Below are 24,946 nucleotides of genomic sequence, written 5' to 3' on the forward strand. Positions count from 1 at the left end.
GCCCTGACCTGAACAGACCAACGAACGTGGGAACGCGCGCATGAACTTCCTGACGCCGCTGGCTTTGGGGCTTGCCGCCCTCAGTATCCCCATCATCGTGCTCTACCTGTTGCGCCGACGCCGCGAAGAGCGCGAGGTGTCAAGCACCTTGCTCTGGATGCGCATGGTGCGCGACCTGGAAGCCAATGCGCCCTGGCAACGCTTGCAGCGCCATCTCCTGCTCTTTTTGCAATTGCTGGCGTTGCTCCTGCTGACGCTGGCGGCGGCACGCCCCTTCATCCGTGTGGCGGGGGAAAGCGCCGAAACCGTGGTGGTGGTGCTGGATACATCTCTGAGCATGGCCGCCGCTGACACTGACGACGGCACGCGCTTTGAAAGCGCCAAACGCGCCGTCTTGAACGCCTTCGACCAAATGCCCACAAATGGGCGGCTCACGCTCCTGACCGCCGGCATAACGGCGCAATTGCGGCTCGCCAACTCACACGACCGCCTGGCGCTGCAAGAGATACTCGACACCCTCCACCCCACCGACCCCGACAGCAACCTGACGCCCGCGCTGTTGCTCGCCGGCGCAACCGTCGCCCGCCAGCCCAACAGTCGCATCATCGTGGTAAGCGACGGGGCGGTGCGCCCCCCCGATACGCCCATCACACTCAGCGCGCCGGTCGCATTCGTGCGTGTGGGTAGCCGCGGCGACAACGCCGGCATTGCGATTGCGCGCCTGGAACGCGCCCAAAACGAAACGCAACTCTACGTGCAGGTGCGCGCCTTCGGCGAAACCGAAAGCGCACGGCGTATCGTGGTTGAAAGCGTGGACGGAACGCCACTTGCCGCTTTTGAAGTGGTTGCACCGCCCAACGGCTACGCCGACCACACGTTTGCCCTGCCCGCCGTCGAAGCCGTGCATGTGCGGCTTTCCCCCACCGATTTCTACCCGCTGGATGATGAAGCGTGGGCGGTGCTCCCCGCCGCCGACCGCCGCCGCGTGCGGTTGGTGACGCAAGGCAACATTTTCCTGCAAACGGCGCTGGCGCTGCTGCCCGGCGTGGAAACCGAAGTCGTGCCGCTGGACGCTGACCTGAGCAACGCCGCCCCCGCCGACCTGACCATCCTTGACGCCGGCTGGCAAGGCGAAGCCCTGCCGGAAGGCAACCTCTTCGTGATTGCCCCCATGCAAAGCACGCCCCCCATCACCGTCACGGGGGCGCTTTCGCTGCCGGTTGCCGCCCCCGCCACCGCCAACGACCCGCTGCTAGCCTACGTAGACCTGGACGACCTCGCCATCCTCGACGGCGTGGCGACGGCACTGCCGCCGTGGGCGCGCCCCGTGCTGATTGACCGCGCCAGCGGTGCGCCTTTGCTCTGGCTCGGCGAAGAGAACGGGCGCGCCATTGGCTTGCTCGCGTTCGACCTGCACCACAGCGATTTGCCGCTACGGGTGGCGTTCCCCGTCCTGATTGCCAACCTTGTGGACGCTCTCACCACCAGCCGCGCCGACGTGCCCGCCAGTACGGTTGTCGGGCGTCCGTTGCGCGTGCAAGTGCCGCCCCCCATCAGCGCCGTTCCCATCACACTGCCCAACGGGCGCACCACCACGCCGGAACCGCGCAACGGCGCGATCACGTTCACCCCGCAAGAGCGCGGCATCTACCGCATGCAGTGGGGCGACGAAGAAACCGCCTTCGCCGTCAACGCCTTCACGGAACAAGAAAGCAACCTCACCCCCGCCGAAAGCCTGCGTGTCGGCATCACCACCGACGGCGCGGCGCGTCCCCTGCCCACCGAAGAAGGACGCCGCGAAGTATGGCGCTGGCTGGCGCTAGCCGCCTTTGCCGTGCTCGTGCTGGAATGGCTCATCGCCCATCGCGACGCCTGGCGTCTGCGTCGCGTCGGCAAATGGGGCTGGCATCACCACCGCTCCTGACCGCTTCGCGCGCAAAGGCTTGTGAGTTTGCCCCCCTTGCATACAATGCCGATGACCAACACCAATGAAGCCTGCGCACAGGGGGCAAACCGTGCAAGTGGAAGTCTTTACGCTCTGCGACGCCGCAACCGATACATTCGGCAAACTGAATATCCTCGGCGCTTTCGACACCATCACGGCGCACAAAGTCCCCGTGGTGCATCGCCAATGCGCCATTGCCCTGCGCTTGCGTTTTCGGCGCGTCGAAGGCTCGCTGCACCGTCTGGCGCTGGCGTTCGTGGATGAAGACGGGCACAACGTGCTCCCACCCCTGAACACCCAAATCACCGTTCCTTTTGGCGAACACGACCTGACGCGCGCCGTCAATTTCATCTTGAACCTGCAAAACCTCACGCTTCAATCATTTGGGGAATACGCCATCGAACTGGCGGTTGACGGGCGGCTCGAAGCCTCGCTCCCGCTGTATGTGCGCCCCGCCACGCAAAAGGAGCAAGAAGCATGAGACGCGGGCTTTTCATCACGTTTGAAGGACCAGAAGGCGCGGGCAAAACCACCGTCATTCGCGCGGTTGCCGAACACCTACGCCAACGGGGCTACAACGTCGTGCTGACGCGGGAACCGGGCGGAACACCTATCGGCGACCAAATCCGCACCGTCCTGCTCTCACCGGACAACAACGCCATGCACCCCGAAACCGAGTTGTTGCTGTTCAGCGCGGCGCGGGCGCAACATGTTCGCGAACGCATCTTGCCCGCACTTGAAGAGGGCGCGATTGTGCTGTGCGACCGGTTCGCCGATTCAACCCTCGCATACCAGGGCTACGGGCGCGGGCTCGACCTGCCCGCCCTGCACGCCATCACCCAATTCGCCACGGGCGGCCTCACACCCGACCTCACCATCCTGCTCGACATTGACCCCGCCCAGGGGTTGGCACGCCGCCGCGCCGCCAGCGCCCAAGGCGCTGAGTGGAATCGCATCGACAACGATGAATTGGCGTTGCACCAACGCGTGCGCGAAGGATATTTGCGGCTCGCCGCCGAGAACCCTGAGCGGTGGGTTGTGGTGGACGCTTCCGCCCCTGTTGACGACGTGATCGCGCAGGTGATTGCCGCCATCGAAGAACACTTGAAGAAAAAAGCCTGACAGGCACTCTGTCAGGCTTTACATGACCATGTCAATCCCGCCACCGCCGCCACCGCCGAACGAATCGCCCAGCGATTCCTCGATGCTCTCAGGGTCTTCCCCCGCCTCCAACCGTTCAACCACTTCATCAAACTCATCGCCCAACTCGTCGCCCAATTCGCCCCCCAACTCTTCCTTCATCTTGCGCATGAAACGCGCCATGCTCTTGGGGTCGTTTTCGTCAAAATCCCCCCAGCGGTCGGGGTCAGCCAGGGCTTCCAAGCGCGCCTCTTCGGAGCGCACCACCGACACCTTAGAGATGAGCCGCTTCAACTGGTCGCTTCCACACCGCGGGCAATTGGGTTGCTGAATGTTGTGGATACTCCGATGCAACACCGTCACCTTACGCCCACACGCCTGACAGCGATATTCGTAAATCGGCATACGCGCCTCCTTCCACTTCCCCTCTGTTTTTCGCTTCTTGTTTCCTGCGGGGATCAATTACAATAAATCTTGACCGTGCATTATAATGCCATCCAAGCAGAGCCAACAAAAAGGGTGTGCGCCCGTGAGGAGAAACATGAGCAAAGAGCACTTGTTGCAAGAACTGGAAGCGCTCGATTTCGCCCCTGACCGCGAACCTTATTTGCCGCCGCCTTCGCCGCTGGTCATCGTCATTTCGGGTCCCAGCGGCGTCGGCAAAGATGCAACCATCAAGCGCATGCAAGAATTGGGCGTGCCGTTTCATTTCGTCGTCACCGCCACAACACGCCCACGCCGCCCTGGTGAAGTCCACGGCAAGGATTACTTTTTCGTCTCGCTGGAAGAATTCGCCGAGATGATTGAGAAAGGGGAACTGCTGGAATACGCCGTGGTGTATGGCGACTACAAAGGCATCCCCAAACAACAGGTGCGCGAGGCGCTTGCCAGCGGCAAAGACGTGGTCTTGCGGATTGACGTGCAAGGGGCGGCGACCATTCGCAAAATCATCCCCAACGCGATCTTCATCTTCCTGACCGCCGAGAGCGAGGAAGAACTCGTCTTGCGCCTCATGGAACGCAAGACCGAACCGCCCGACAAACTCAAACTGCGTATTGCAACAGCGCGGCAAGAGATGAAGCGGTTGGATGAGTTCGACTATGTTGTTGTCAACCGCGACGGCGCGCTGGATGAGACCGTCCACCGCATTTGCGCCATTGTGGAAGCCGAAAAATGCCGTGTACGCCAACGGGTGATTGAATTGTGAGGACGCGCGAATGAGCACATCTCCACCACTGCCGGAACGCCCTCCACGGATTCTGCCGCTTTATCGTGTTTGGCTCACGTATCTGCTCATTCTCATCAATCTGGGCGTCTTTCTGGTGGAGACGGTGCTGGGGCTTCTGTGGGGCGCCGGTCTCAACGCCACCACAAACACCTGCATGTTGCTCTTCTTTGGCGCAAAATTCAATCTGTTCATTCAGGCGGGGCAATACTGGCGACTGATTACGCCGATTTTTCTGCACATTGGCATCTTCCACTTGCTTGTGAACATGTTTGCCCTGCGCATTTTGGGAAGCGATATTGAGAGCCTTTTCGGCACGGCGCGCTTTGCCATCATCTATCTGGTGGCGGGAGTAGGCGGCACGATTGCCAGCATGTTGTTCAATTCGTCCATCTCGGCGGGCGCATCCGGCGCCATTTTTGGACTGATTGGCGCCGAAGCCGTCTTCCTTTACATCAACCGTGATTCGCTGGGCATTTTCAGCGATGACCGCCTGCAAAGTCTCCTCGGCGTTATCATCATCAACCTGCTGTTTGGCGTTGCCGTGCCGGGCATTGACAACGCCGGGCATATCGGCGGCTTGCTTACGGGGGCGCTGGTGGGCTGGCTGCTCTCGCCGCGCTACGAAGAAATCCCCGCCACCCTGCCAGACGGTCGACCGGTCATCGCCATACGCGACACGAACCCGCTGCGCCGCTCACTTCCCAAAGTTGCGGCGCTCGTGCTTGTGATTGTTGTTCTCGTTCCACCGCTGAGCCGCTATGCGCCCACAGACCACATTGACGTGCGGGTTGCCCGCGCATGTGGCTATCACATCACGTCGCGCTGAACCAACTCCGCCAATGAGAGGAGGGGCACGATGAACGCCTTGCATGTTCGCCAATCACCCATCGCCGGCACCTGGTATCCGGGGGACGCGTTCACCCTACGGGCAACCATTCGCCGCCTGCTGGACGAAGCCGAACCGCCCCCGCTTCCATCAACGCCGTTCGGTTTCATTGTGCCCCACGCCGGCTTGGCGTACAGCGGTCCCACCGCGGCGCACGCCTACAAACTGCTCGAAGGTCGCCGCGTTGAACGTGTGTTTGTGCTCGGTCCCAGCCATTTCGCCTACGTGGGCGACGCGGCGACAACCTCGGAACCGGCGTGGGCGACCCCGCTGGGCATTGTGCCGCTCGCGCTGGATGCGCTGAGTGCGCTGGCGGAACGCTTCCCGCTCAATGCCACCCGCGGCGACCGCGAACATAGCATCGAAATACAACTTCCATTCCTGCAAGTGGTGCTCGACCGCTTTGAACTGGCGCCGCTTATGCTCAGCGCCCACACGGTTTCAGCCTGTCGCCGCCTGGCGGACGCCCTCGTCCACGTGTTCAACCCCAAAACCGACATCATCCTTGCCAGTAGCGACCTGAGCCACCTCAACGATTATCGCCTGGTGGAAGAACGGGACGCCGAATTTGTGGCGGCGCTGGAAGCCTTCGACATTGAGCGCATTGCCGAACTGGCGGTTGACCCCGAAACAACCGTGTGCGGGCGCTTCCCCATCCTGACGCTGCTCTTCGTCGCCCAAACCCTTGGTTTCACCAACCTCACCGTCCTGCACCAGACCCACAGCGGACACGTGACAGGTATGCTTGTGCCGGGGCAATACACCGTCGGCTATCTCGCCGCCGCCATCCATGCATAACCCAAGCGGAGCCAGGCGTATGGAGACCTACGCCATCGTGGCGGTGGATATGACCACCCGCCAGAAAATGGGCTTTCTGGTACACGGCATGGAAGAGCAAACCACGCCGGAAGAACGCGCCGCGCTGCTGCAAAAAACTTTCCACTACGCCATCCCCACCGACTTGCAAGGCAAAGTGCAAGTCGGGCATCTTGTCTGGGTGCCGTTTGGGCGCATGAAGCGGCAAGGCGTGGTGGTCGGGTTCGATACCGAAGCCCCCGTTTCCACCGTCAAAGCCATCGAAAAACTCGCGCACGATGCCCCCGTCCTGCGTCCCTACCAAATCGAACTCGCTTTCTGGATGAGCCGCGAATACCACGCCCCCTTGTGGGATACGCTCGTCCTGCTCATCCCCCCCGGCTTGTTGCAAGGCACACAAACATGGCTGGTGCTCCGTGAAGACGCCCCGACGCCCACCCTGCGCAGCGCCGAGCGCCGCGTGCTTGCCTGGCTGCGGGTGCAAGGCGGGCGCGCCCCCCTGCGCGACATCGAGCATCTGCTGGGCAGTCGTCGCCGTGCACAGCGCGTCATCGCCGCGCTCGAAGCCGCGGGGCTGGTGGTGCGCGAAGAGGTCGAACGCGAAACGCGCGTGCGCCCCCGCCGCGAAAAATTCGTCCGCCTTGTGCTGAACCCGGAGCGCCTGCGCCGCCGTTTTCGTGAACTGGGACGCCCATCCAAACGCGCCGACGTGCTGGAATGGCTTGCCGCCGCTCCCCACCAGCGCGCCACCGTCGAAGAAGTGTGCGCCGGCGTGGGGTGCCGCCCCGCCCTGTTGGAAGAGATGGCGCAAGCGGGCGATATCCGCCTCGTGCCGGAACGCTACATGGTGCGCCTGGCGGTGCCGCTCGAAGACGCCCTGTCAGCCGTGCGGGGCGAACAGCAACAAGCCGTGGTGCGCTTTCTTGCTGAACAGGGCGGGCAAGCCGAAATCAGCGCCGTGCGCGACGCCACACACGCGCCGCCCCCCGTCTTGCGGGCGTTGGTGCAGCGCGGCATCCTTGCCGACGCGCCGCAACCCGCCACGGTTGAACTGGCGCTTTCTCCCGCGCACCTCTGGCGTCGTCTCATGGAACTGCGCCAAAGCCAAAAATACGCCGCCATTCTGCACTACCTGCAACGCAACCCCATCGAACTGACCGTCGCCGAAGTGCGCCGCGCCACAGGCGCTTCCTACGACCAGTTGCGCCGCCTGGCTGAGGTGGGCTTGATTACCATCGAGGAGCGCGAGGTCTTTCGTTCACCGCTTGCCGAACGCGCCTACGCCCCCACCACACCCCCGCCCCTCACGCCCGACCAACAAGCCGCCTGGGAGCAGATTCGCCCCGCCATTCACCGCCGCGATGGGCAAGTCTTTGTCTTGCAAGGCATCACCGGTTCAGGCAAAACCGAGTTGTATCTGCGCGCCGTCGCCGAGGTGCTGGAACAGGGGCAACAAGCCATCGTGCTGGTGCCTGAAATTGCGCTTACGCCGCAAACGGTAGCGCGTTTTGCCGGGCGCTTTGGCAACCGCATCGCGCTTCAACATTCGCGGCTTTCCGCCGGCGAACGGTTCGACGAATGGCGACGGGCGCGCGACGGGCTGGCGGATGTCGTGGTTGGGTCGCGCAGCGCCATTTTTACGCCTGTGCCCAACCTGGGGCTGATTGTCATTGATGAAGAGCACGAGTGGACCTACAAGCAAGACGCCATTCCCGGCATGCAAGCGCCCCACTACCACGCCCGCGATGTGGCTGAAACGCTGGCACGCCTCACCGGCGCAACGGTCATCCTGGGGAGTGCCACGCCGAGCCTGGAAGCCTATGTGCGCGCCCAACAGGGGCGCTACCACCTTGTGCGTATGCAAAACCGCGTCATCCGCTACACCAGCCCGCAAGACCACTTCCGCATGCTGGTTGAGACGAGCGACGCCGCCCCAGACGCCCCACCGCTGGCGGCGGAACGCCTGGCGGGAGATTTGCCGCCGGTGCAGGTGGTGGATTTGCGCGCGGAGTTGCGCGCCGGGCACAAGAGCATTTTTAGCCGCGCCCTCATCAAAGCCATGCAAGCCACTCTTGCGGCGGGGGAACAATGCCTGCTCTTCCTCAACCGCCGCGGCACCGCCACCTTCGCCATGTGCCGCGATTGTGGGTGGGTCGCCAAATGCGACCGGTGCGATATTCCGCTGACATGGCACAGTGGGCAAGCGCGCATGGTCTGCCATCAGTGCAACACCACCGCGCCGCTCCCGCGCATCTGCCCCTTTTGCCTGAGTACGCGCGTCAAAACGTTCGGCGTCGGCACGCAACAAGTGGAAGAAGTCGCGCAAGCGCTTTTCCCCCAAGCCCGCATCTTGCGCTGGGACCGTGATACAGCGCTCGCCCCCGACGCCCACGAGCGCATTTTGAACACGTTTGCATCGGGGCAAGCCGACATCCTGATTGGCACGCAGATGATTGCCAAGGGGCTTGACCTGCCCAACGTCACGCTGGTGGGGGTCATCTCCGCCGACACCGCCCTACACCTGCCGGATTTTCGCGCCGCGGAGCGCACGTTCCAGTTGCTCACGCAAGTCGCAGGGCGCGCAGGACGCAGTGCGCGCGGCGGGCGTGTCATCGTGCAAACGTACACCCCACAACATTACGCCATCCTCGCCGCCGCCGAACACGACTACGAGCGCTTTGCACGCGCGGAACTGGCTTTTCGGCAAACCCACGCCTACCCCCCACTCACGCGGCTGGTGAAACTGACGTTTGCCGCACCACGCGCCGCCGCGGCTGAAAACGCCGCCCGCGAATTGGCTATTTTGTTGCGCCGCACCCTGAAACAACTGGGCTTGCCCGCCACCGACATTCTGGGACCCGCGCCGGCATTCTTCTCACGGGTGCGGGGGCGCTACCGCTGGAACATTTTTATTCGCGGCACCGAAGCGCTCACCTTGCTCCGAGCAACGCCGATTCCGCTGGGGTGGGATGTGGATGTTGACCCGCTGAATGTGTTGTAGCGGGGAGAGGGCATGTGCAAGCGGCTTGCCTGCTACGACACGCTGCAAAAAAAACAGACCTGACGGCGTCAGGTCTGTTTTTGCTTCCGCTTTCCCTGTTATGAAGCCTGAGACGTGGAAGGGGGCAACCGCTTTTCAACCACTTCTTCGTTGTAGAGTTTCAAAATTTCGAGGATACTCTGGTCCAAACGGGCTTGCTGGCGTACCCGTTCCTCTTCTTCCAAATCGCGAAGCCGCTGATAAATGTGGAACGCGACTTCGCGCGGGTGGTGCACAAAATCGAACGTGAGTTTCCCTTCCTGGCTAGCGGTTTCAATCGTCACATGTCCAACATCAAAAAACGTGTACAGCATGTTCGGAATGTTGTAGGAAATATCTTGAATCGTTGTCAGTGGGGCGCGCCGTGTGCGCACATCGAAGCCCAGCGGTTCGCGTTCTTCATCCACAATCGCGTCTTTGGTCAGAATGTAAACGTCATTGCGCCAGTCCTCAATTGTCCAGAGCAACCAACCAAAGCCAAAAACCATAAACACGCCATACAGCACAAAAATCAGCCATTCAAGGCGCCGCGAAAACCGTGAGAGTTCAGGCACCGCCCACAGCAGGAGCATCATCCCTACCACTGTCAACAGCAGGAACATGAGTGGTTTCCACGCCTGGTCGCGCCCGATGAGCGCAATCCAGTGCTTGCGCCAGACAATCGTCCCATCATCGTGGATGGTCGTCACGGCAAGCCGTCGCCCCAGGGCGTGCAAAGGTGTGAACCGCCGTTTTTTCTCAGGTTCGCCCGCCTGTGGCGGGGGCGCTTCACTCGGTTTTGCCTGCTCCGGCGGGGGTTCAAGCCCCAAAGCGCGGCGCAACAGGCGGCGCTTTTCTTCCTCGGCGCGCTTGCGTACACGTTGCGCAAACCGGTCGCGGTGTTCGGTCAACAATCGTTGCACCACAGCGGGGTGCGGAACGTAGTCGAAGAGGATGGGCGGCGAGTTCGAGGCGGTTGCAATGCGCACATTGCCGTAGTCAAGCAGTGTATGGATGATCGTTGCCTGTTCCAGTTGCACATCCTGCACTTTTTCAAAGGGCGCTTCACGCCGTTCTTCTTTGTAGGCGATAATTTGTTCGATGTGAATGGCGCGCTGGTTGGTCACGATGAAATAATCGTTTTGCCAGTCAAACACAATCCAGGCAAGCCAGGGCGTCAATACCATCATCAACGCCCCCCATCCAACAAGGAACCAGACGCGAGAAATGGTTTGGGAATCCACAAAGAGAATCGCCACTGTGAACAAAATCGTCGCCAGCAACATGCCCGTCAAGGGACCCAGTAGCAAACGGCGCAACAGCAAAATCCAATGGCGACGCTGGACAAACAAAATCTCCTCGTCTTCGCGCAAATCGGGGAGCAACTCTTTCGCGCGGCTGACGGGCGAGGTGTGGCGATAGCCCAAGCGCTGGCGCAATTGGGGGCTGGCTTCAATCATCTCGATAAACGCAGCAGCGGGAATGGCGATGACTTCTGTCGGTTCCAGCGCAATGGCGTCGTAGGGGTAGGGGTGCTGGTAATAGCAACTGTGATCGCCGACCATTTCAAAGGGGCGCAAGATGGCTTCAACAGAGGGTTCGGGCTTGTCTTGCTCGTAGCGTTCCAAAGCCACCGCCCCGCTGAGCAGGATGTACACGGTGGTCGGCATTTCGCCCTGGCGAAACAGCGCTTCCCCCTGGGCAAAGGTGTGCGCTTTCGCCATCTCGCTCACGCGTTCCAGCACTTCAGGCGGGACGTTTTCCACCAAATACGAAATCTGTTGTATTTTTTCCCAAACGTTCAGGTGTTCGCTCATACTGATACGGTTTTTGTTCAATTTTTGGGTACAAAAATGATTATACCAAAGCGCAAAAGGGATTACAACATTTTTGAAAAGCGAACCACCCACACAGTTGACCGCTCATCTTGACCTGCACACCAACCAACAGACACGAGGAACGCTATGCCGCTCGCACCTGTTCTCATGATTCAAGGCACACACTCCAACGCCGGCAAATCGCTGATGGTCACGGCGCTCTGCCGCATTTTTGCCCGTCGGGGCTTGCGTGTCGCCCCTTTCAAAGCCCAAAATATGGCGCTCAACAGTTTCGTCACGCCCGAAGGGCACGAAATTGGGCGGGCGCAAGCCGTGCAAGCCGAAGCCGCGGGCGTCGCCCCCCATGTGGATATGAATCCGATTCTCATCAAGCCCGAAGGGGACGGCGTCAGCCAATTGATGCTGAATGGTCGCCCCTACACACGCCTGCACGCGGGCAACTTCTACGCGCTCAAAACCGAACTCTGGCCGCACGTCACCGCCGCGCTTGACCGCTTGCGCCAACGTTTCGACCTGGTGATTGCCGAAGGGGCGGGGAGCCCCGCGGAAATCAACTTGAAAGCGGGCGATATTGTGAACATGCGCGTCGCGCGCTACGCCAATGCGCCGGTTTTGCTGGTGGGCGATATTGACCGCGGCGGGGTGTTTGCCGCCCTGGTGGGCACGATGGTGCTGTTGGAACCGGAAGAACGCGCGCTCGTCAAAGGCTTCATCATCAACAAGTTTCGCGGCGATGTGCGCTTGCTGGGGGATGGGCTGACCATGCTGCAAGAACGCGCCTTCGGCGTGCCCACGCTCGGCGTGGTGCCTTTCTTGCCCAACTTGCGCATTGCCGACGAAGATAGCGTGGCGCTGGAAACGCGCCATGTGCGCGGCGACGGCGAGATTGAGATTGCCGTGGTGCGCCTGCCGCGTATCAGCAACTTTGACGATTTCGACGCGCTGGCGGCGGAGCCGGGGGTGCGCGTGCGTTTCGTGCAACACCCCGACGAGATGACCGAGCGCCCAACCGCGCTGATTCTGCCCGGTAGCAAAGCCACCATTGCCGATTTGGCGTGGCTGCGGGCAACGGGGTTGGCGGCGCGTATCCAGGCGCTGGCGCGTGAAGGGGTGCCGCTGGTGGGCATTTGCGGCGGCTATCAAATGCTGGGACAATGGCTGGAAGACCCCGACGGGGTGGAAGCGCCACCAGGAACGCGCGTGCCCGGGCTGGGTTTGCTCCCTACACACACAATCTTCGCACGCCAAAAAGCCACATTCCAGGTCGAGGTCGAGGGCTGTTCGGGTGCGCTTTTTGCCGGCATTGCAGGCGCGCGTGGGTACGAAATCCACATGGGGCGCACGCAAAGCCCCGCGCCGCTTCTGCGTTTGCGGCGCACATCGGGCGAAACGGTGCTGGACGGCGCACAACAGGGGGCGGTGTGGGGCACCTATGTGCACGGGCTTTTCGACAATGCGGCGCTGCGGCATGCCTGGTTGAAAAGCCTGGGCTGGCGTCCCCAAGGCGTCGGCCTCTCGGAGAACTGGCGCGAACGCGAATACGACCGCCTCGCCGACCATGTGGCGGCGCATGTGGATATCAACGCGATTGCGGCACTGGTGGAACAAGCAGGCAAGCCATCTGCGTGAGGAGGGCGAGGTATGCGTACAAGGCTTATTCTGGCATGTCTGGCGTTGCTGCTTGGCGCGTGCGCCCCAGGCGCACCAACGGCGACGCCCACACCGGCTCCTCAGGTCTGGATTGAGTACCACATTGAGGGGGGAATTGTCGGGTTCTGCGATAGCCTGACGATTTTCAGCGACGGCACGGTGTGGGTGGACTCATGCCGGCTGGACGAGCCGCGCATGTTCACGCTGCGCGACGATCAAAAGCGCCAACTTGCCGGGTGGGTTCAGCGGTTCAGCAGTGAGACGATGGAGCAGCGCGACCCACCCGACGTGGCGGACGGCATGCGTGTTCGGCTGGTGTTTCATGGGGAAGGGCGCACCCCCGCCAACTCAACCACGCTTGAAGCCCTGCGGGCGCTCGCCGACGCCTTCGTCGCCAAAGCGCATTCACCCAGCGAGTGAGCGCACCCGTTCGGCAACCCGCGCCCCCCACCCGTCGGGTAGGGCGTCGAGCGATTGGGCGAGCACCCACGTTTCGGTGTGCTGGACGCTTTCGCCCGGCGCCAGTCTGGTCAGCGGCGCCAGGCTTTCCAGTTCAACAATGGCATCGTTGCAGTAGAGTTCAGCGTTGCATCCCAAATCGGGGTAGGCGACGGTGGGTGAGCCGTCAACTTCAAAATGTTTGATGAAAAGGAGACCGCGCCACCAGTACGCCAGCCAACCATGCGGATTGGCGTATCCAAGTTTCAAGGGGGGCAACGCCGGTTCCGCCTTCACCAGAACGGCATCGTCGCCCAGGTGCAAACGCGCATCGTTGATTGAGGCATACGGCCACAACGCAAGGTGCCGATTGGGCAACAACGCCGCTTCGTCCGAGGGGGTGAGCGGTTGCGGCAAAATCGCAACGCCGCCCAAGCGCAGCATGGTAATCGCCCACGGGGCAAGGGTGATAGACCAGGCGCCTTCGTTGCGCAATGTGTGCTGTATCACCACGCGGGGCGCATCGGGGTCGAGCGCAATGCGCCAGGCTTTGGCAACATGGGTGAAGGGGTCGGCGGGTTGTTCGTAGGCGAGGGTGTGGGGGGTCTGTTCGACGAGACGCGCCGCGCCCTGGTCGGGCACGTAGGTGCGAGGTAAGGCTTCGGGCGCATGCCAGAGGCGGTGCCCGCCGATGAAGAAAAAGCGTCCCCACGGCGTCTCGACAGAGGCTTGCTCGTCCAGGGTTGCCAACACAGACGGCTGTCCAAAGGCTTCCAGGCGCACAATGCGCAGGGTGTCCGCCAGGCATTCCAGGCGGATTGTGTCGGATTGGATGGCGATGGTTTCGTTCGGCATGCTCGACTCCTATGCAAACGTTGCCATGCGTGGGAAAAGCCCTTCCAGCGCCGGGTAGAGGTCGCGGTAGAGGTTGTAGGCGTCGGCGTAGCGTACCGTTGCGGCGGGGTCGGGTGTGGTGCGCCCGGTGGCACGAACAGCACAGCGGCACGCGGTAGGGACGTCAGCCCACTGCCCGACGCCCACGGCGGCGAGCAAAGCGGCGCCATACGCGGCGCCTTCGGTCGTGTTCACCGTCACCAAATCGCTCGCCAGCACCGAAGCCAAAATCCGCCGCCAGAGCGCGCTCCGCGCCCCGCCGCCCGAAACACGCACTTCACGAATCGGCGCTGTACCGGCTTCAGCAATCAGCGTGAAACTGTCCTTCAAGCCAAACGCCACACCTTCCAGCAGGGCGCGGGTCATGTGGGCGCGGCGGTGGCGCACAGTCAGCCCAATCCACGCACCGCGCGCGAGGGGGTTGGGGTGGGGCGTGCGTTCGCCGCTCAGGTAGGGCAAGAAGAAGAGCCCTTCACTCGCGGGGGGAATCTCGCGGGCTTCGTCAAGCAGGGCGTCAAAGTCGGTATCGGGGGCGAGGGTATCACGATACCATTGCAGGCTTCCCGCCGCCGAAAGCATGACGCCCATCAAGTGCCACATGCCCGGCACTGCGTGGCAAAAAGCATGCAGGCGTCCTTGCGGCTCAATCAGCGGCTCCGTCGTGGGCGCGAACACAACGCCGCTGGTGCCCACCGTCAACGCGACAATTCCCGGTTCAACCGCTCCAACGCCAACGGCTTGCGCGGCTTGGTCGCCGCCCCCCGCCACCACGGGCGTGCCAACCGCCAACCCGGTGGCGTCGGCGGCGGCTTGATGGACATGCCCCGTGATGTCTGTGCCTTCAAATGTGGGCGGCAACCAGGCGGGATTGATGTCGAGCGCTTCCAGAAGGTCGGTCGCCCAGGTGCGGCGGCGCACGTCGAACAGGGCGGTGCCTGCGCCGTCGGCTTTGTCCATGGCATAGCCGCCGGTGAGACGATAGCGCACGTAGTCTTTGGGCAAGAGGATATGCCGTACACGCGCATACAGATGGGGTTCGTGTTCCGCAACCCACAGGATTTTGGGGGCGGTGAAGCCGGTCAGCGCCACATTGCCCGTGGTTTGGATGAAGCGCTCGCGCCCAATGCGGGCGTGAATGGCGTCGCATTGGGCTTGTGTGCGCTGGTCGTTCCACAGAATGGCGGGGCGCAAAACGTTGCCCGCTTCGTCCAACAGCACCAAGCCATGCATCTGCCCCGTCAAGCCAACAGCCGCCACGTCCTCACCGCGCACGCCGGCTTTCTGCAACACGCGGCGAATACTTTGCGCCGTTGCCTGCCACCACTCGGCGGGGTTCTGTTCCGACCAGAGGGGGCGGGGCGTCTGCACGGTATGCGGCGAAGACGCTACGACAACGACATTGCCGGTGGCATCCATCAGCAGCGCCTTGCTCGATGTTGTTGAGGTATCAATTCCGAGAAAGTACATGGTTCGCGTCTCTCCTTTGTGGCGTCTGGGCGCACCGCACGCCTCGGATGGTTAGCGCACGCCCAACAGCACTTCCACCGTCAACTGGTCAAGACGTTCGTAACGCAAACCGCGCGCGCCCATTGCTTCGCGATCAAACGCTTTGGCTTTGAGGGCGGTCGCTTTTGACGCACTGTATGCGCCCAGGAATTGGCTGTTTTCGGCATCATCCGCGTTGATGTCTGCCAGCAACGCCTGAATTTCGGGGTCGGCGTTGAAACGGGCGGCTTTTTCTTTCAGAATGAGGTAGGTGCGCATACACCCACGCGCAAAATCTTTCACGCCTTCGGCGTCTTCGGTGCGGTAGGCGTGCGCGTCGAAGTGGCGCGGTCCATCATAGCCCACGTCTTCCAGGAATTTCACCAGGAAGAAGGCGGCTTTGATGTCGCGCGAGCCGAAACGATAATCCTGGTCGTAGCGGCTGGGGTATTGGTCGTTGAGGTCAATGTGAAAGAGTTTGCCCGCTTCCCACGCCTGCGCCACGTTGTGCAAGAAGTTCAAGCCCGCCATGTGTTCGTGCGCCACTTCGGGGTTGACGCCCACCATTTCGGGGTGGTCCAGCGTTTCGATGAAGGCGAGCATGTGCCCCGTGGTGGCAAAGTAAATGTCGCCGCGCGGTTCGTTGGGCTTGGCTTCCAGCGCAAATTTGAGGTCGTAGCCTTGGTCGAGCACGTATTCGCACAGGAAGTTGAGCGCCTCGCGATAGCGCTTGATGGCTTCGACGGGGTTTTTAGCGGCGTCGGTTTCGACGCCTTCGCGCCCGCCCCAGAAAACATAGATGTGCGCGCCCAGTTCGACGCCCAGGTCAATCGCGTGCATGGTTTTCTGCAAGGCATAGGCGCGCACAGCGGGGTCGTTGCTGGTGAAAGCGCCGTCTTTGAACGCGGGGTCGCTGAACAGGTTGGTGGTCGCCATGGGCACAACCAAGCCGGTCTCGTCGAGTGCGCGGCGGAATTCGCGCACGATCTGGTTGCGTTCGGCGGGCGTGGCGTCAATGGGCACCAGGTCGTTATCATGGAAGTTGACGCCCCATGCGCCTACGTCGGCGAGCAGATAGACGATGTCCACAGGTGAGAGGGCGGGACGGACGGGATGACCAAACGGGTCGCGCCCCACATTACCCACCGTCCAGAGGCCAAAACTGAATTTGTGTTCGGGTTTGGGGGTGTAGTCGTTCATGCTTCCTCCTTCGTGGCATTGGTTGTTCATTCGGCAACGGTCTCGACACGCCAGGCAAACGAGCGGCGAGCGAGCCGTGTGCGTTCACCAACAATCTCAAACACCCCCCGTGCGCGAATGTCCGCGCTCGACGCCCCCACCATGATTTCGATGGTTCCCGGTTCTACAACGAGATCGAGCGCCACGTCGTAAAAGGCGAACATTGCCACAGGAAGATGAAACCGCAGGGTACGGGCTTCGCCGGGCGCCAATGTCAGCCGCGCAAACGCTTTCAGTTCCTTGACGGGGCGCGGTGATGAGGCAAAGCGGTCGCGCGAGTACAACTGAACGACCTCATCGGCGGCGACGTCCCCACTGTTGCGCACACGGATCTGGACGTGAACGGTCTCGTCCAGAGTTGCCTGCTTCGGCCAGACGGCAAATTGGTCGTACTCGAACGTCGTATAACTCAAGCCGTGCCCAAAGGGGTAAAGCGGGGTGGTTGGCTCCGTGAGATAATCGCCGTACCAATGCGAACGCCCGCCGGACGGTTTGCGGTAGTAATACACCGGCAACTGCCCCACCGAGCGCGGGAACGAAACCGGCAATTTTCCGCCAGGCACCACCCGCCCAAACAACGCATCGGCAATGGCGGGTCCGCCTTCTTCACCCGGAATCCACGCTTCCAAAATCGCCTGCGCCAGCGGTTCAATAGCACTCAGTGCCGGCACACGCCCACTGAGCAGCACCAGCACGACCGGCGTACCGGTGGCGGCAACAGCGCGCAGGAGTTCTTCTTGCACGGCGGGCAAACGCAAGGTGGATGAATCGCGGGTTTCCCCACTGGTGGCGTCGGGCGTCAGACCGGAGCGGTCGCCCAGCACCACGACAGCCACTTCCGCCTGTTGCGCAAGGCGCACGGCTTCTTCGATACCGTGCTCGATAGGCGTTGTGAGACGGCATCCCGGCGTGTAGAGCACGTCTGCGTGCGGCACCACCGCGCGAATGCTTTCCAACACAGAGGGGACGGCGACGGCATGGCGGCGCACATGCTCGGCGTCAAAATCATCAGCGCCAAACCCCAAGCCGGGCATGGGCGCAAACCGCAACAATTCGATGACGGCGGCATAACTGTAATCGCCCAGGTGTGCGCGCGGGGCGTCAGCATTGGGACCAATGACGGCAAGTGTGCGCACATGTTCTGAAAGCGGTAACAGGTTGGCATCATTTTTGAGAAGCGTCAAACTCTTTGCGGCGATGGTGCGCGCCAATTGGCGTTGGGCGGGCGTTTCAAAATGCAAATGCACAGCGCCTTCATCAACGTATGGGTTGTCGAACAAGCCCAAGGCTTCTTTCATGCGCAACACACGTTCCACGGCTGTATCGAGCGTCTCCATGGAAAGGCGTCCCTGTTCGAGCGCGGTTTTGAGTGCGTCGCCATAGCAACGCCGCGTGGGGAGTTCCATGTCAATACCGGCTTGCAACGCCAGCAGAGCGGCTTCGATTTCATTGGCGGCGACGAAGTGGAAGGAGTTGAGCATGGTGATGGCTTCGTAATCCGACACAACAATGCCGTTGAAACCGAGTTGCTCCCGCAACACCTGCGTCAGCAAGCGGCGGGACGCGGCGACGACTTCTCCATCAATTTCAGGGTAAGCGTTCATGATGGCGGCGATGTTGGTTTCCTGCACCACGGCTTGAAACGGCATCATGAGCACATTCCAGATGTCGTTCCACCCCATGTGGACGGGATTACAGTTCAAGCCGCCTTCGGAGAGGCTATGGCCGATGAAATGCTTGCCGGTGGCAAGAATACCGGTGCGCAGGTCGTTTCCCTGCAAGCCGCGCACATACGCCATGCCAAAATGGCTGGCGAGCAGGGGGTCTTCGCCAAAGGTTTCCTCACAACGCCCCCAACGCGGGTCAAGCGCCAGGTCGAGCACAGGGGCGAGCGCCTGGTGCGCGCCCACGGCGCGGGCTTGCTCGCGAATCACGCGCGTCATGGCTTCGGCGAGGTCGGGCATCCACGTTGCGGCGACGCCGAGCATTTGGGGGAATGCGGTGCTTCCGAGGCTCATTAAGCCGGCGCATGTCTCTTCATGGACGATGGCGGGGATACCCAGGCGAGTCTCTTCCACCAGGTAGCGCTGGATGGCGTTGGCGAAACGCGCCGCGGCAGGCGGTTCGAGGGTTGTATCGCCGCCAATGCGTGTGATTTGTCCAATACCGTGGGGAATCAGCGTGCGGGCTTTGGCGTGGGAAAATGCGCGTCCGTCTTGCACTTCGTGCGCCCAGACGGCGCCAAGTTGCGCGATTTTTTCATCCAGTGTCATGCGGTTCAAGAGTTCTGAGATAACCATAGGGGCTCCTTGGGAAGGTTGGTTCCTGAAGGAATGTGCCAGCATGCTTTGGCAAAGCGCCGTTGCTTTGGGGCTAGCGGTGCCCGCAGCACCGCGGGCAGTATACACCCAAGGAGCAGAGAAGACCACCAGTGGGGGTGAGGTGGTGCTAGGGGTGTTCTTCGATGGAGCGGGCGTTATTTCTGGGTGGGCGCGACAATGGGATACTCGGAAGAGTCAGACGACCACAAGAAATGACACCCATCGGCAAACGTCATGTCCCACTCAAAAGCGACGGATTGCGCCCAGCCAATTTGAGCCATGAGACGTTGCGCCGGTAACCATTGCACTTTTTCCAATGCTAATTTTACAGGCGATGCGGCAGGGACTTTTATTTGTGGCGCAAGGATGGCATCATCCGCCAACAGAGTGAGAACCATTAAGGGCGCTGGGTCTGACCATGTCAACGTCCATGTCGATGGAGAAAGCGGCTGTTCCGTCGCGTTGACCATTTCTATAAACCAAACGCCTTCCTGTTGGAACAGTCGTGTCAACCGCACACCACATGTTGAAGGAGTGGGTGGGAATGGCGTAAGCGCCGGTTCGAGCAGAGGTGTCGGCGTATTCGTCGGTGTTGAGGTTGGTGTCGACGTGTTGGTTAGTGTCGGCGTGTTCGTTGGTGTCGGCGTCGGCGTGCTCATCGGTATGGGCGTGCTCGTTGGTGTCGGCGTCGGTGTAGGCGTGCTTGTGATGGGCAACGGCGGTGTCGTCGTTTTCGATGGGAACATTGGTAAAGGTGAATACGTTGGCGTTGGCATCCCCCCCTGCCCTGGTGTAGGCGTGTTGGTTGGCGTTGGCGAGCGTGTTGGTATGCTCGTCAACACAAGAACAGGTGGCAGAGTGGGGTGTGGCTGAGGTGTTGGTCCAATGATGCTCAACGCATTGCACATTCCGCTCCCAGAATGGCGGTTTTGTGGCGTCGCCAGTTGCCATACAAAATCGCGAGCATTATCGTTCGTATCACGGCATAAGCCATAGGCGCCATCTGAACGACGCCCCCAGGCTCCATCAAAAAATGTTTGAGCATACGAAGAATCGAGTGGTGTACCTTCACCAAATAAAGTCTGTGCTGTCCACCCCACTTCATCTGCAATAGTCAAGCCATCCGGTTCTACCAAGGCGATACCAACCCGTTTCGGAATACCAGTGGTATAAACCAAATCCGGCGGAATTGGCGAATGATATCCAGGTCCGGCTAGCAAAAGATGTTGCCCCGGCAACAATCGCACAGAAGGAAACTCAAACCATCTGCTTGCCAAGTTAGGATGCGCCGAAACCCAGATACTCCATCCTTCCAGGTCTATTGATTCATTACTTTGATTGTATAATTCAATAAATTCATCATCAGCACCATTGACACCATACGTTCGTACTTCACTGAGACGTACCGGCGCCCTGGCATCACGGTGCGTCGGTAAGCGCGGCGCTCGAGAAACCAGCGGGTCAAAAGCGATAACGGGCGTTTGTGTCGGCAAAGGCATCGGCGTAGGGCTTGCAGCCGTCGCAACACGCCCCTGCGACAACGGCGAGAGCGCACTCAACGTTCCGCAATTATTCCGCTCACGCGGTGTTCCATAAATAGTTGCGCCACTTCCGTCTCTTGATGTTCCCAACGCACTTGTACACCAACTGGTACTCAACCCTCCATCGTCAGGTGGGTTCCCCGTTCGAGCCATGGAAGTTGTCGATGAGCCTGCATACCATGCACCATTGCGGTTTGCCCGTTCGAATGCTGCAAAGTTTTCGTCAACGTCAAACAGTTCAAGCAACGCGCCACTGTCAGAAAGTCTGTCAGTCCCCCACAAGATGTCGCCGGCAATATCTGTACTGTTTGCCTGACGCTCAATCAGATAGTATGCACCAGGGTAAAGCAAGATTGTTTCCGTTGCCGGTATCAATGGTGCAGGAGCAGGTGGGTCAATCACAATTTCTGAAAATGGTGTCGCATCACTATTTGAAACTGTTATCTTGAACGCCAACCGGATAACAACACTATTTGTCGTGTCAGGATTTTTCAATTCGATGTACTCATAATCACCATTCCCCCACATAATTTCATTGAAAATGACCTGACGAGTGTCAAATTTTTGGCGTACATATACCGTCAACGATGCTGTGTTCGATGTTGCTATGTTATCCGTCAATGTAAACGTACATGTATCAGTATATGTACCCAGAGCGGGTGTATACCAGATTGAACGCTCACTCGTCACCACAGTCCCATTATTGCAGGTTGCTGAAGAAACACGTATCGGGTCAAACTCGGCATCAAATGCATTAAAAGTGGCATCCAGGACAAAACCTCTTCCCTCGTAAGTGTAGACTATTATATCCTTCGCTTGGGGTGGCGTATTCGCACAAGACGTACATGTTGTAAATTGCGTTTTGACCGTTACTCCCATATTTCTATTTTCGGCATTTTGGACCAGCGTTTTTACAATGACATGATATGTTGTACCTGGAGAAAGTGAACTGAGTGGACGCAGGTAAGCTTTTTGAGTTCCCGGATCATACGCCACGGTTGCAGGAACCGCCTGCGCCCCTGATGGATTTGTTGAAAGCAAGATATTTGTCGTATTAATAGTTAGGTCATTCATTGGCTGGTTAAATTGAATTACAATCTCCGGCATCAAAGAGACCCCTGTTGCACCATCTCCAGGAGCAATCCACTGCACATGCCCACCTAAGTACGTATACGGCGTAGGCGTCGGTGTAGGCAACACCGGCGTCGGCGTGGGCGTGTTCGTCGGCGTCGGTGTCGGTGTGTTCGTCGGCGTCGGTGTGGGCGTGTTCGTCGGCGTGGGCGTGGGCGTGTTCGTCGGCGTCGGCGTCGGCGGCACCGGCGTGGGTGTCGGTGTGCTCGTTGGCGTCGGCGTGGGCGTGTTCGTCGGCGTCGGCGTGGGCGTGCTGGTCGGCGTCGGCGTGGGCGTCGGCGTGGGCGTCGGTGTGTTCGTCGGCGTCGGCGTGCTGGTTGGCGTCGGTGTCGGCGTGTTCGTCGGCGTCGGTGTCGGTGTGTTCGTCGGCGTCGGCGTCGGCGTGCTGGTCGGCGTCGGCGTCGGCGGCACCGGCGTGGGCGTGTTCGTCGGCATCGGCGTTGGCGGCACCGGCGTGGGTGTCGGTGTGCTCGTTGGTGTTGCAGTGCTTGCTGCAACAGGTGTGGCTGTTGCAGCTACAAAGATCTTTGTTGGTGTCGGAAAGCGTGTCCCAACAGGCTCCTGCGTAGGACGTGGCGTCAGTAATGGTGTAGTACGTGGCACAGGCGTGGGTTGTGGTGTTCCCAAGGGCGCACGTGTTGCTACCGGTGTCAATAGAGAGACAACTGATGGAATTGGTTCAACTGACTGCGTTGGAACAGAAGTTGGAATAGGAACAGTTGGCATTGGTGTCCGAAATGGGTCCGGTGTCACCGTTGGGACAGGCGTCAACAAAGCCACCAAAACTTGGCGCTTGCGTTCCTCCAAATCTTTTACAAAAGGCTCTCGGTCCCGAATGGTCTCCCAAATCAGGTTCAAACTGGCAGGTGGAAGCGGTGTTGGTAGTGGATCAGGGGCATAATTTGCCTGACGACTTGCGTGCAAGGCAACATCAATCGCTTGGATTGAGCTTACAATGGGAAATCGCATGATGATGGCGCAAAGAAACACAATTCCCAATGCAAGCAGAGCAAGCGAGAGCAAAAGCCACCACTGACGCCATCCACCGAATTGTGAGTGTGAAGAAGAATTTTTCGCCATTACCGCTTACTTTGAGCGCTCAGCATCAACAGTGGAAAACTGGATATCACCATCAAACACCGGTAATAAGCGATAGATACGTATTGGGCGTGTTTTCCCTTTCAAAAGATGCTCCCCCAAAAACTCAAATTGAAAATATGAACGGTATTCCCCCAAAGCCTCATAGGTATATTCACTCACAACAGCGCTTGTCTCGCCAAAAATGCGTGTAAAACTCTCCAAACGCTGTGCAGTATTTACCGTATCGCCAATCAATGTGAATTGCAACCGGTCAGCAGCCCCAACGCCTCCTACTGTTACTTCACCAGTGTTGACACCAATACCCGTCACAAAAGGCGGTAGCCCCTGGCTCAGGCGCTCAGCGTTGAACGCAGTAATAGTTTGAATAAGCCGGACAGCAGCCACACATGCATAATATGCACTCTGTTCAGGCGGCAATGGGCGTGGTAAAATACCAAAAAAGGTCAACATGGCATCGCCATCAAAACGTGAGACAACCCCTTGCAGAGTGGTTACGATCGGAACAATACGACCAAAATATTCATTTAGCCAATGAAAAATCGTTTCTGGGTTGGTTTGCTCTGAAATCGTGGTGAATCCACGAATATCAGTCATCAATACCGTTGCAACCGTTTTTTGTCCCTCGAGTTTCAGATTGCCTTGGGAAAGTTGCATACGCAATTGTTCACGCACTTCTGGCGAAACAGTCCGCCCCAAAAGGTCACGGTAAATAGCCCCTTCTCGCAATGACGCCACCATGTAATTGAAGGACTCCGCTAAAACAGCAATTTCATCATTCCCGCGTGGAATCACTCGCACATCAAGGTTTCCCTGTGCCACTTCATCAGACGCGTCCACAATCTCCATTAATGGGGTTGTGATACGATTAGCAAGATAGACACCTACTATAATGATAAGCAAAAATGCTAAAGTAATGAGCAAGAAAATATTAATCCGTGTCGTACGTGTTGCGCGTACAAGAAAGTTTTGTGCAAGTGACGCACCAATTACCCCTATATCTTCGCCACCGCGAGCCTCCCAAGGAGCTAACACTTCACTATACCGTAAATCAAACACCTCAAACGTTCGTACAGGGGATTCAACTTGCTGACGGTTGAGGACAACGGTTATCAGGTCAGATGATAACGGGAATGCTCGTGGCAAAGTCGTTCCCAATACGTTTCCATCGACATCATACAGACTTACACGCGCCAATGCCACACTTGATAACTCGCTGGCAAGTGTTTGTACCGAGCGCCCAACTAAAAGAACACCTACGAGTTCGCCGCGATTATCATACACAGGACCTGCAACATAAAAATAAGATCCAAAAGGAAGTTGTACCACGCCAGCAAATTTATCCCCAATCTCATCTGCTTGGCGCCGCAATACTTTTTGCACAAAAGGCCATTCAGCGTAAATATCAGATCCCTGGGAAAATACGTAGTTTTCTGGATTTTGCCCTTGATGACGCAACGAAAGCACGCTCACAGCCTGGGCATCCAAAATTTCAATGATTTCTTCCCCATAATTTACAGCAATTGGCAATGCTATTGTGCGTAATTTTTCAGCATCATGCGCTTGAATCGCATCTGCCACTCCCTCTGTATTTGCCAGCAATCGCAACACTTCCAACCGCTGATCTTCAATATCCACAAAAACTTCCACCGCCACCTTGCCAGCCTCTGCCAATTGGTTGCGAAAACGTTCTTCCACAGTCTCAAATAACCATCGACTCACAACATACGAAGCCGCCATGGCAACAAGCAAAGCAAGGAGCATATAAGGCAACGTAATCTTCACACTAACCGGTACACGAACACGTGAACGCCACGAAGCCCCCGGCTTTTTAAAAGTGTCAAGAGCCTGTAAGCGCTCAAGTGCTTGTTCAATCCAAAACTCAGTGAATGGTGCCCGCAAAAAAACTTCTATACCTAAGTTCTTCGCAAGCAACTCCTGGTTAAAATCAGGGTAACGGTTCGTCATAACGAAACGGGCATGCGGAAAACGTTTCCGTATTTCGCCAATAAAATCCACCCATTCATCAGATGGCAGGTGTAAATCAATTAAAACAAGGTCAGGGGAAAATGTATCAATTTCATTGCGAGCTTTTTTTATAGATTGAAACCGATACACATCAGCGCCACGCTGCAAAAAAAACTCGGAAAGCAACTCCGCACTACGCAAATCCCCCTGTACAATGAGAACTTTCTTGAAAGGAAAATTTTTGCTTTCTAATTGTTGCTTCCCGTTCACACTTACCTCCAAAAGCCTTTTCGCAAAAAGCGCATGCTC

The 24,946-nt window shown here is 59.0% G+C and carries 18 protein-coding genes; 10 read left to right on the forward strand and 8 right to left on the reverse strand.

Annotated features, from left to right (window positions below; genetic code table 11):
• The first annotated feature begins 40 nt into the window (after positions 1–40).
• The 3 genes from SE16_RS08175 (at position 41) to tmk (ending at position 3,067) form a co-directional block, all read left to right on the forward strand.
• Positions 41–1,924: a vWA domain-containing protein gene (locus SE16_RS08175; protein ID WP_054492414.1), complete on the forward strand. Its 1,884-nt coding sequence runs from the start codon at positions 41–43 to the stop codon at positions 1,922–1,924.
• A gap of 91 nt (positions 1,925–2,015) precedes the next feature.
• A complete protein-coding gene (locus SE16_RS08180) occupies positions 2,016–2,426 on the forward strand; it encodes a DUF6941 family protein (protein ID WP_054492413.1) in 411 nt (136 codons plus the stop codon).
• Positions 2,423–3,067 (forward strand): dTMP kinase, encoded by a 645-nt coding sequence (gene tmk / locus SE16_RS08185; protein WP_054492412.1) that lies wholly within the window; start codon positions 2,423–2,425, stop codon positions 3,065–3,067. Before SE16_RS08180 ends, tmk begins: the two co-directional genes overlap by 4 nt.
• A gap of 18 nt (positions 3,068–3,085) precedes the next feature.
• Here the strand turns inward: tmk and SE16_RS08190 are convergent, their stop codons facing one another.
• A complete protein-coding gene (locus tag SE16_RS08190) occupies positions 3,086–3,490 on the reverse strand; it encodes an FmdB family zinc ribbon protein (protein ID WP_082374123.1) in 405 nt (134 codons plus the stop codon).
• Between the two features lie 136 nt (positions 3,491–3,626).
• On the opposite strand from SE16_RS08190, the gene SE16_RS08195 reads away from it, so the two are divergent.
• Genes SE16_RS08195 through priA form a run of 4 tightly spaced genes read left to right on the forward strand, consistent with a single transcriptional unit; the run spans position 3,627 to position 9,016 of the window.
• On the forward strand, positions 3,627–4,292 hold the full coding sequence (locus SE16_RS08195) for a guanylate kinase (RefSeq protein WP_082374122.1): 666 nt from the start codon (positions 3,627–3,629) through the stop codon (positions 4,290–4,292).
• 10 nt (positions 4,293–4,302) lie between these two features.
• The gene (locus SE16_RS08200) at positions 4,303–5,139 is read left to right on the forward strand and encodes a rhomboid family intramembrane serine protease (RefSeq protein ID WP_054492411.1); all 837 of its coding nucleotides are present in this window, start codon (positions 4,303–4,305) and stop codon (positions 5,137–5,139) included.
• A gap of 30 nt (positions 5,140–5,169) precedes the next feature.
• The gene (gene amrB / locus SE16_RS08205) at positions 5,170–5,997 is read left to right on the forward strand and encodes an AmmeMemoRadiSam system protein B (protein WP_054492410.1); all 828 of its coding nucleotides are present in this window, start codon (positions 5,170–5,172) and stop codon (positions 5,995–5,997) included.
• 19 nt (positions 5,998–6,016) lie between these two features.
• Positions 6,017–9,016, forward strand: a complete 3,000-nt coding sequence (gene priA, locus SE16_RS08210) for a replication restart helicase PriA (protein ID WP_060687465.1) — start codon at positions 6,017–6,019, stop codon at positions 9,014–9,016.
• Positions 9,017–9,114: 98 nt separating this feature from the next.
• Here priA and SE16_RS08215 read toward each other — a convergent pair whose 3' ends face one another.
• Positions 9,115–10,851: a cyclic nucleotide-binding domain-containing protein gene (locus tag SE16_RS08215; RefSeq protein ID WP_152968822.1), complete on the reverse strand. Its 1,737-nt coding sequence runs from the start codon at positions 10,849–10,851 to the stop codon at positions 9,115–9,117.
• Positions 10,852–10,998: 147 nt separating this feature from the next.
• On the opposite strand from SE16_RS08215, the gene SE16_RS08220 reads away from it, so the two are divergent.
• Positions 10,999–12,501 carry a cobyric acid synthase gene (locus SE16_RS08220; RefSeq protein WP_054494109.1) on the forward strand — a complete coding sequence of 501 codons (1,503 nt, stop codon included), beginning with the start codon at positions 10,999–11,001 and terminating at the stop codon, positions 12,499–12,501.
• 12 nt (positions 12,502–12,513) lie between these two features.
• Entirely contained in the window at positions 12,514–12,942 is a 429-nt protein-coding gene (locus SE16_RS08225) for a hypothetical protein (RefSeq protein ID WP_054494108.1), read from the forward strand.
• Here the strand turns inward: SE16_RS08225 and SE16_RS08230 are convergent.
• The 5 genes from SE16_RS08230 to SE16_RS16565 all read right to left on the reverse strand — a co-directional run bounded on the left by SE16_RS08230 (position 12,928) and on the right by SE16_RS16565 (position 21,592).
• Entirely contained in the window at positions 12,928–13,815 is an 888-nt protein-coding gene (locus SE16_RS08230) for a hypothetical protein (RefSeq protein WP_060687469.1), read from the reverse strand. The two genes, SE16_RS08225 and SE16_RS08230, sit on opposite strands and share 15 nt — an antisense overlap.
• A gap of 9 nt (positions 13,816–13,824) precedes the next feature.
• Positions 13,825–15,321: a xylulokinase gene (xylB, locus tag SE16_RS08235; protein ID WP_060687471.1), complete on the reverse strand. Its 1,497-nt coding sequence runs from the start codon at positions 15,319–15,321 to the stop codon at positions 13,825–13,827.
• Positions 15,322–15,372: 51 nt separating this feature from the next.
• Positions 15,373–16,539: a xylose isomerase gene (xylA, locus tag SE16_RS08240; RefSeq protein WP_054492250.1), complete on the reverse strand. Its 1,167-nt coding sequence runs from the start codon at positions 16,537–16,539 to the stop codon at positions 15,373–15,375.
• A gap of 26 nt (positions 16,540–16,565) precedes the next feature.
• On the reverse strand, positions 16,566–18,878 hold the full coding sequence (locus SE16_RS08245; protein ID WP_200907196.1) for a glycoside hydrolase family 3 N-terminal domain-containing protein: 2,313 nt from the start codon (positions 18,876–18,878) through the stop codon (positions 16,566–16,568).
• A gap of 176 nt (positions 18,879–19,054) precedes the next feature.
• Positions 19,055–21,592, reverse strand: a complete 2,538-nt coding sequence (locus SE16_RS16565) for a lamin tail domain-containing protein (protein WP_200907195.1) — start codon at positions 21,590–21,592, stop codon at positions 19,055–19,057.
• Between the two features lie 64 nt (positions 21,593–21,656).
• Here SE16_RS16565 and SE16_RS16405 point away from each other — a divergent pair, with 64 nt between their 5' ends.
• On the forward strand, positions 21,657–22,472 hold the full coding sequence (locus SE16_RS16405) for a hypothetical protein (RefSeq protein ID WP_201782266.1): 816 nt from the start codon (positions 21,657–21,659) through the stop codon (positions 22,470–22,472).
• A 185-nt stretch (positions 22,473–22,657) separates the two neighbouring features.
• Here SE16_RS16405 and SE16_RS08260 read toward each other — a convergent pair whose 3' ends face one another.
• Positions 22,658–24,907, reverse strand: a complete 2,250-nt coding sequence (locus SE16_RS08260) for a cache domain-containing protein (RefSeq protein WP_054491631.1) — start codon at positions 24,905–24,907, stop codon at positions 22,658–22,660.
• Between the last annotated feature and the right edge of the window lie 39 nt (positions 24,908–24,946).

The sequence above is a fragment of the Ardenticatena maritima genome (genome assembly GCF_001306175.1).
In the GTDB taxonomy this organism is placed as follows: domain Bacteria; phylum Chloroflexota; class Anaerolineae; order Ardenticatenales; family Ardenticatenaceae; genus Ardenticatena; species Ardenticatena maritima.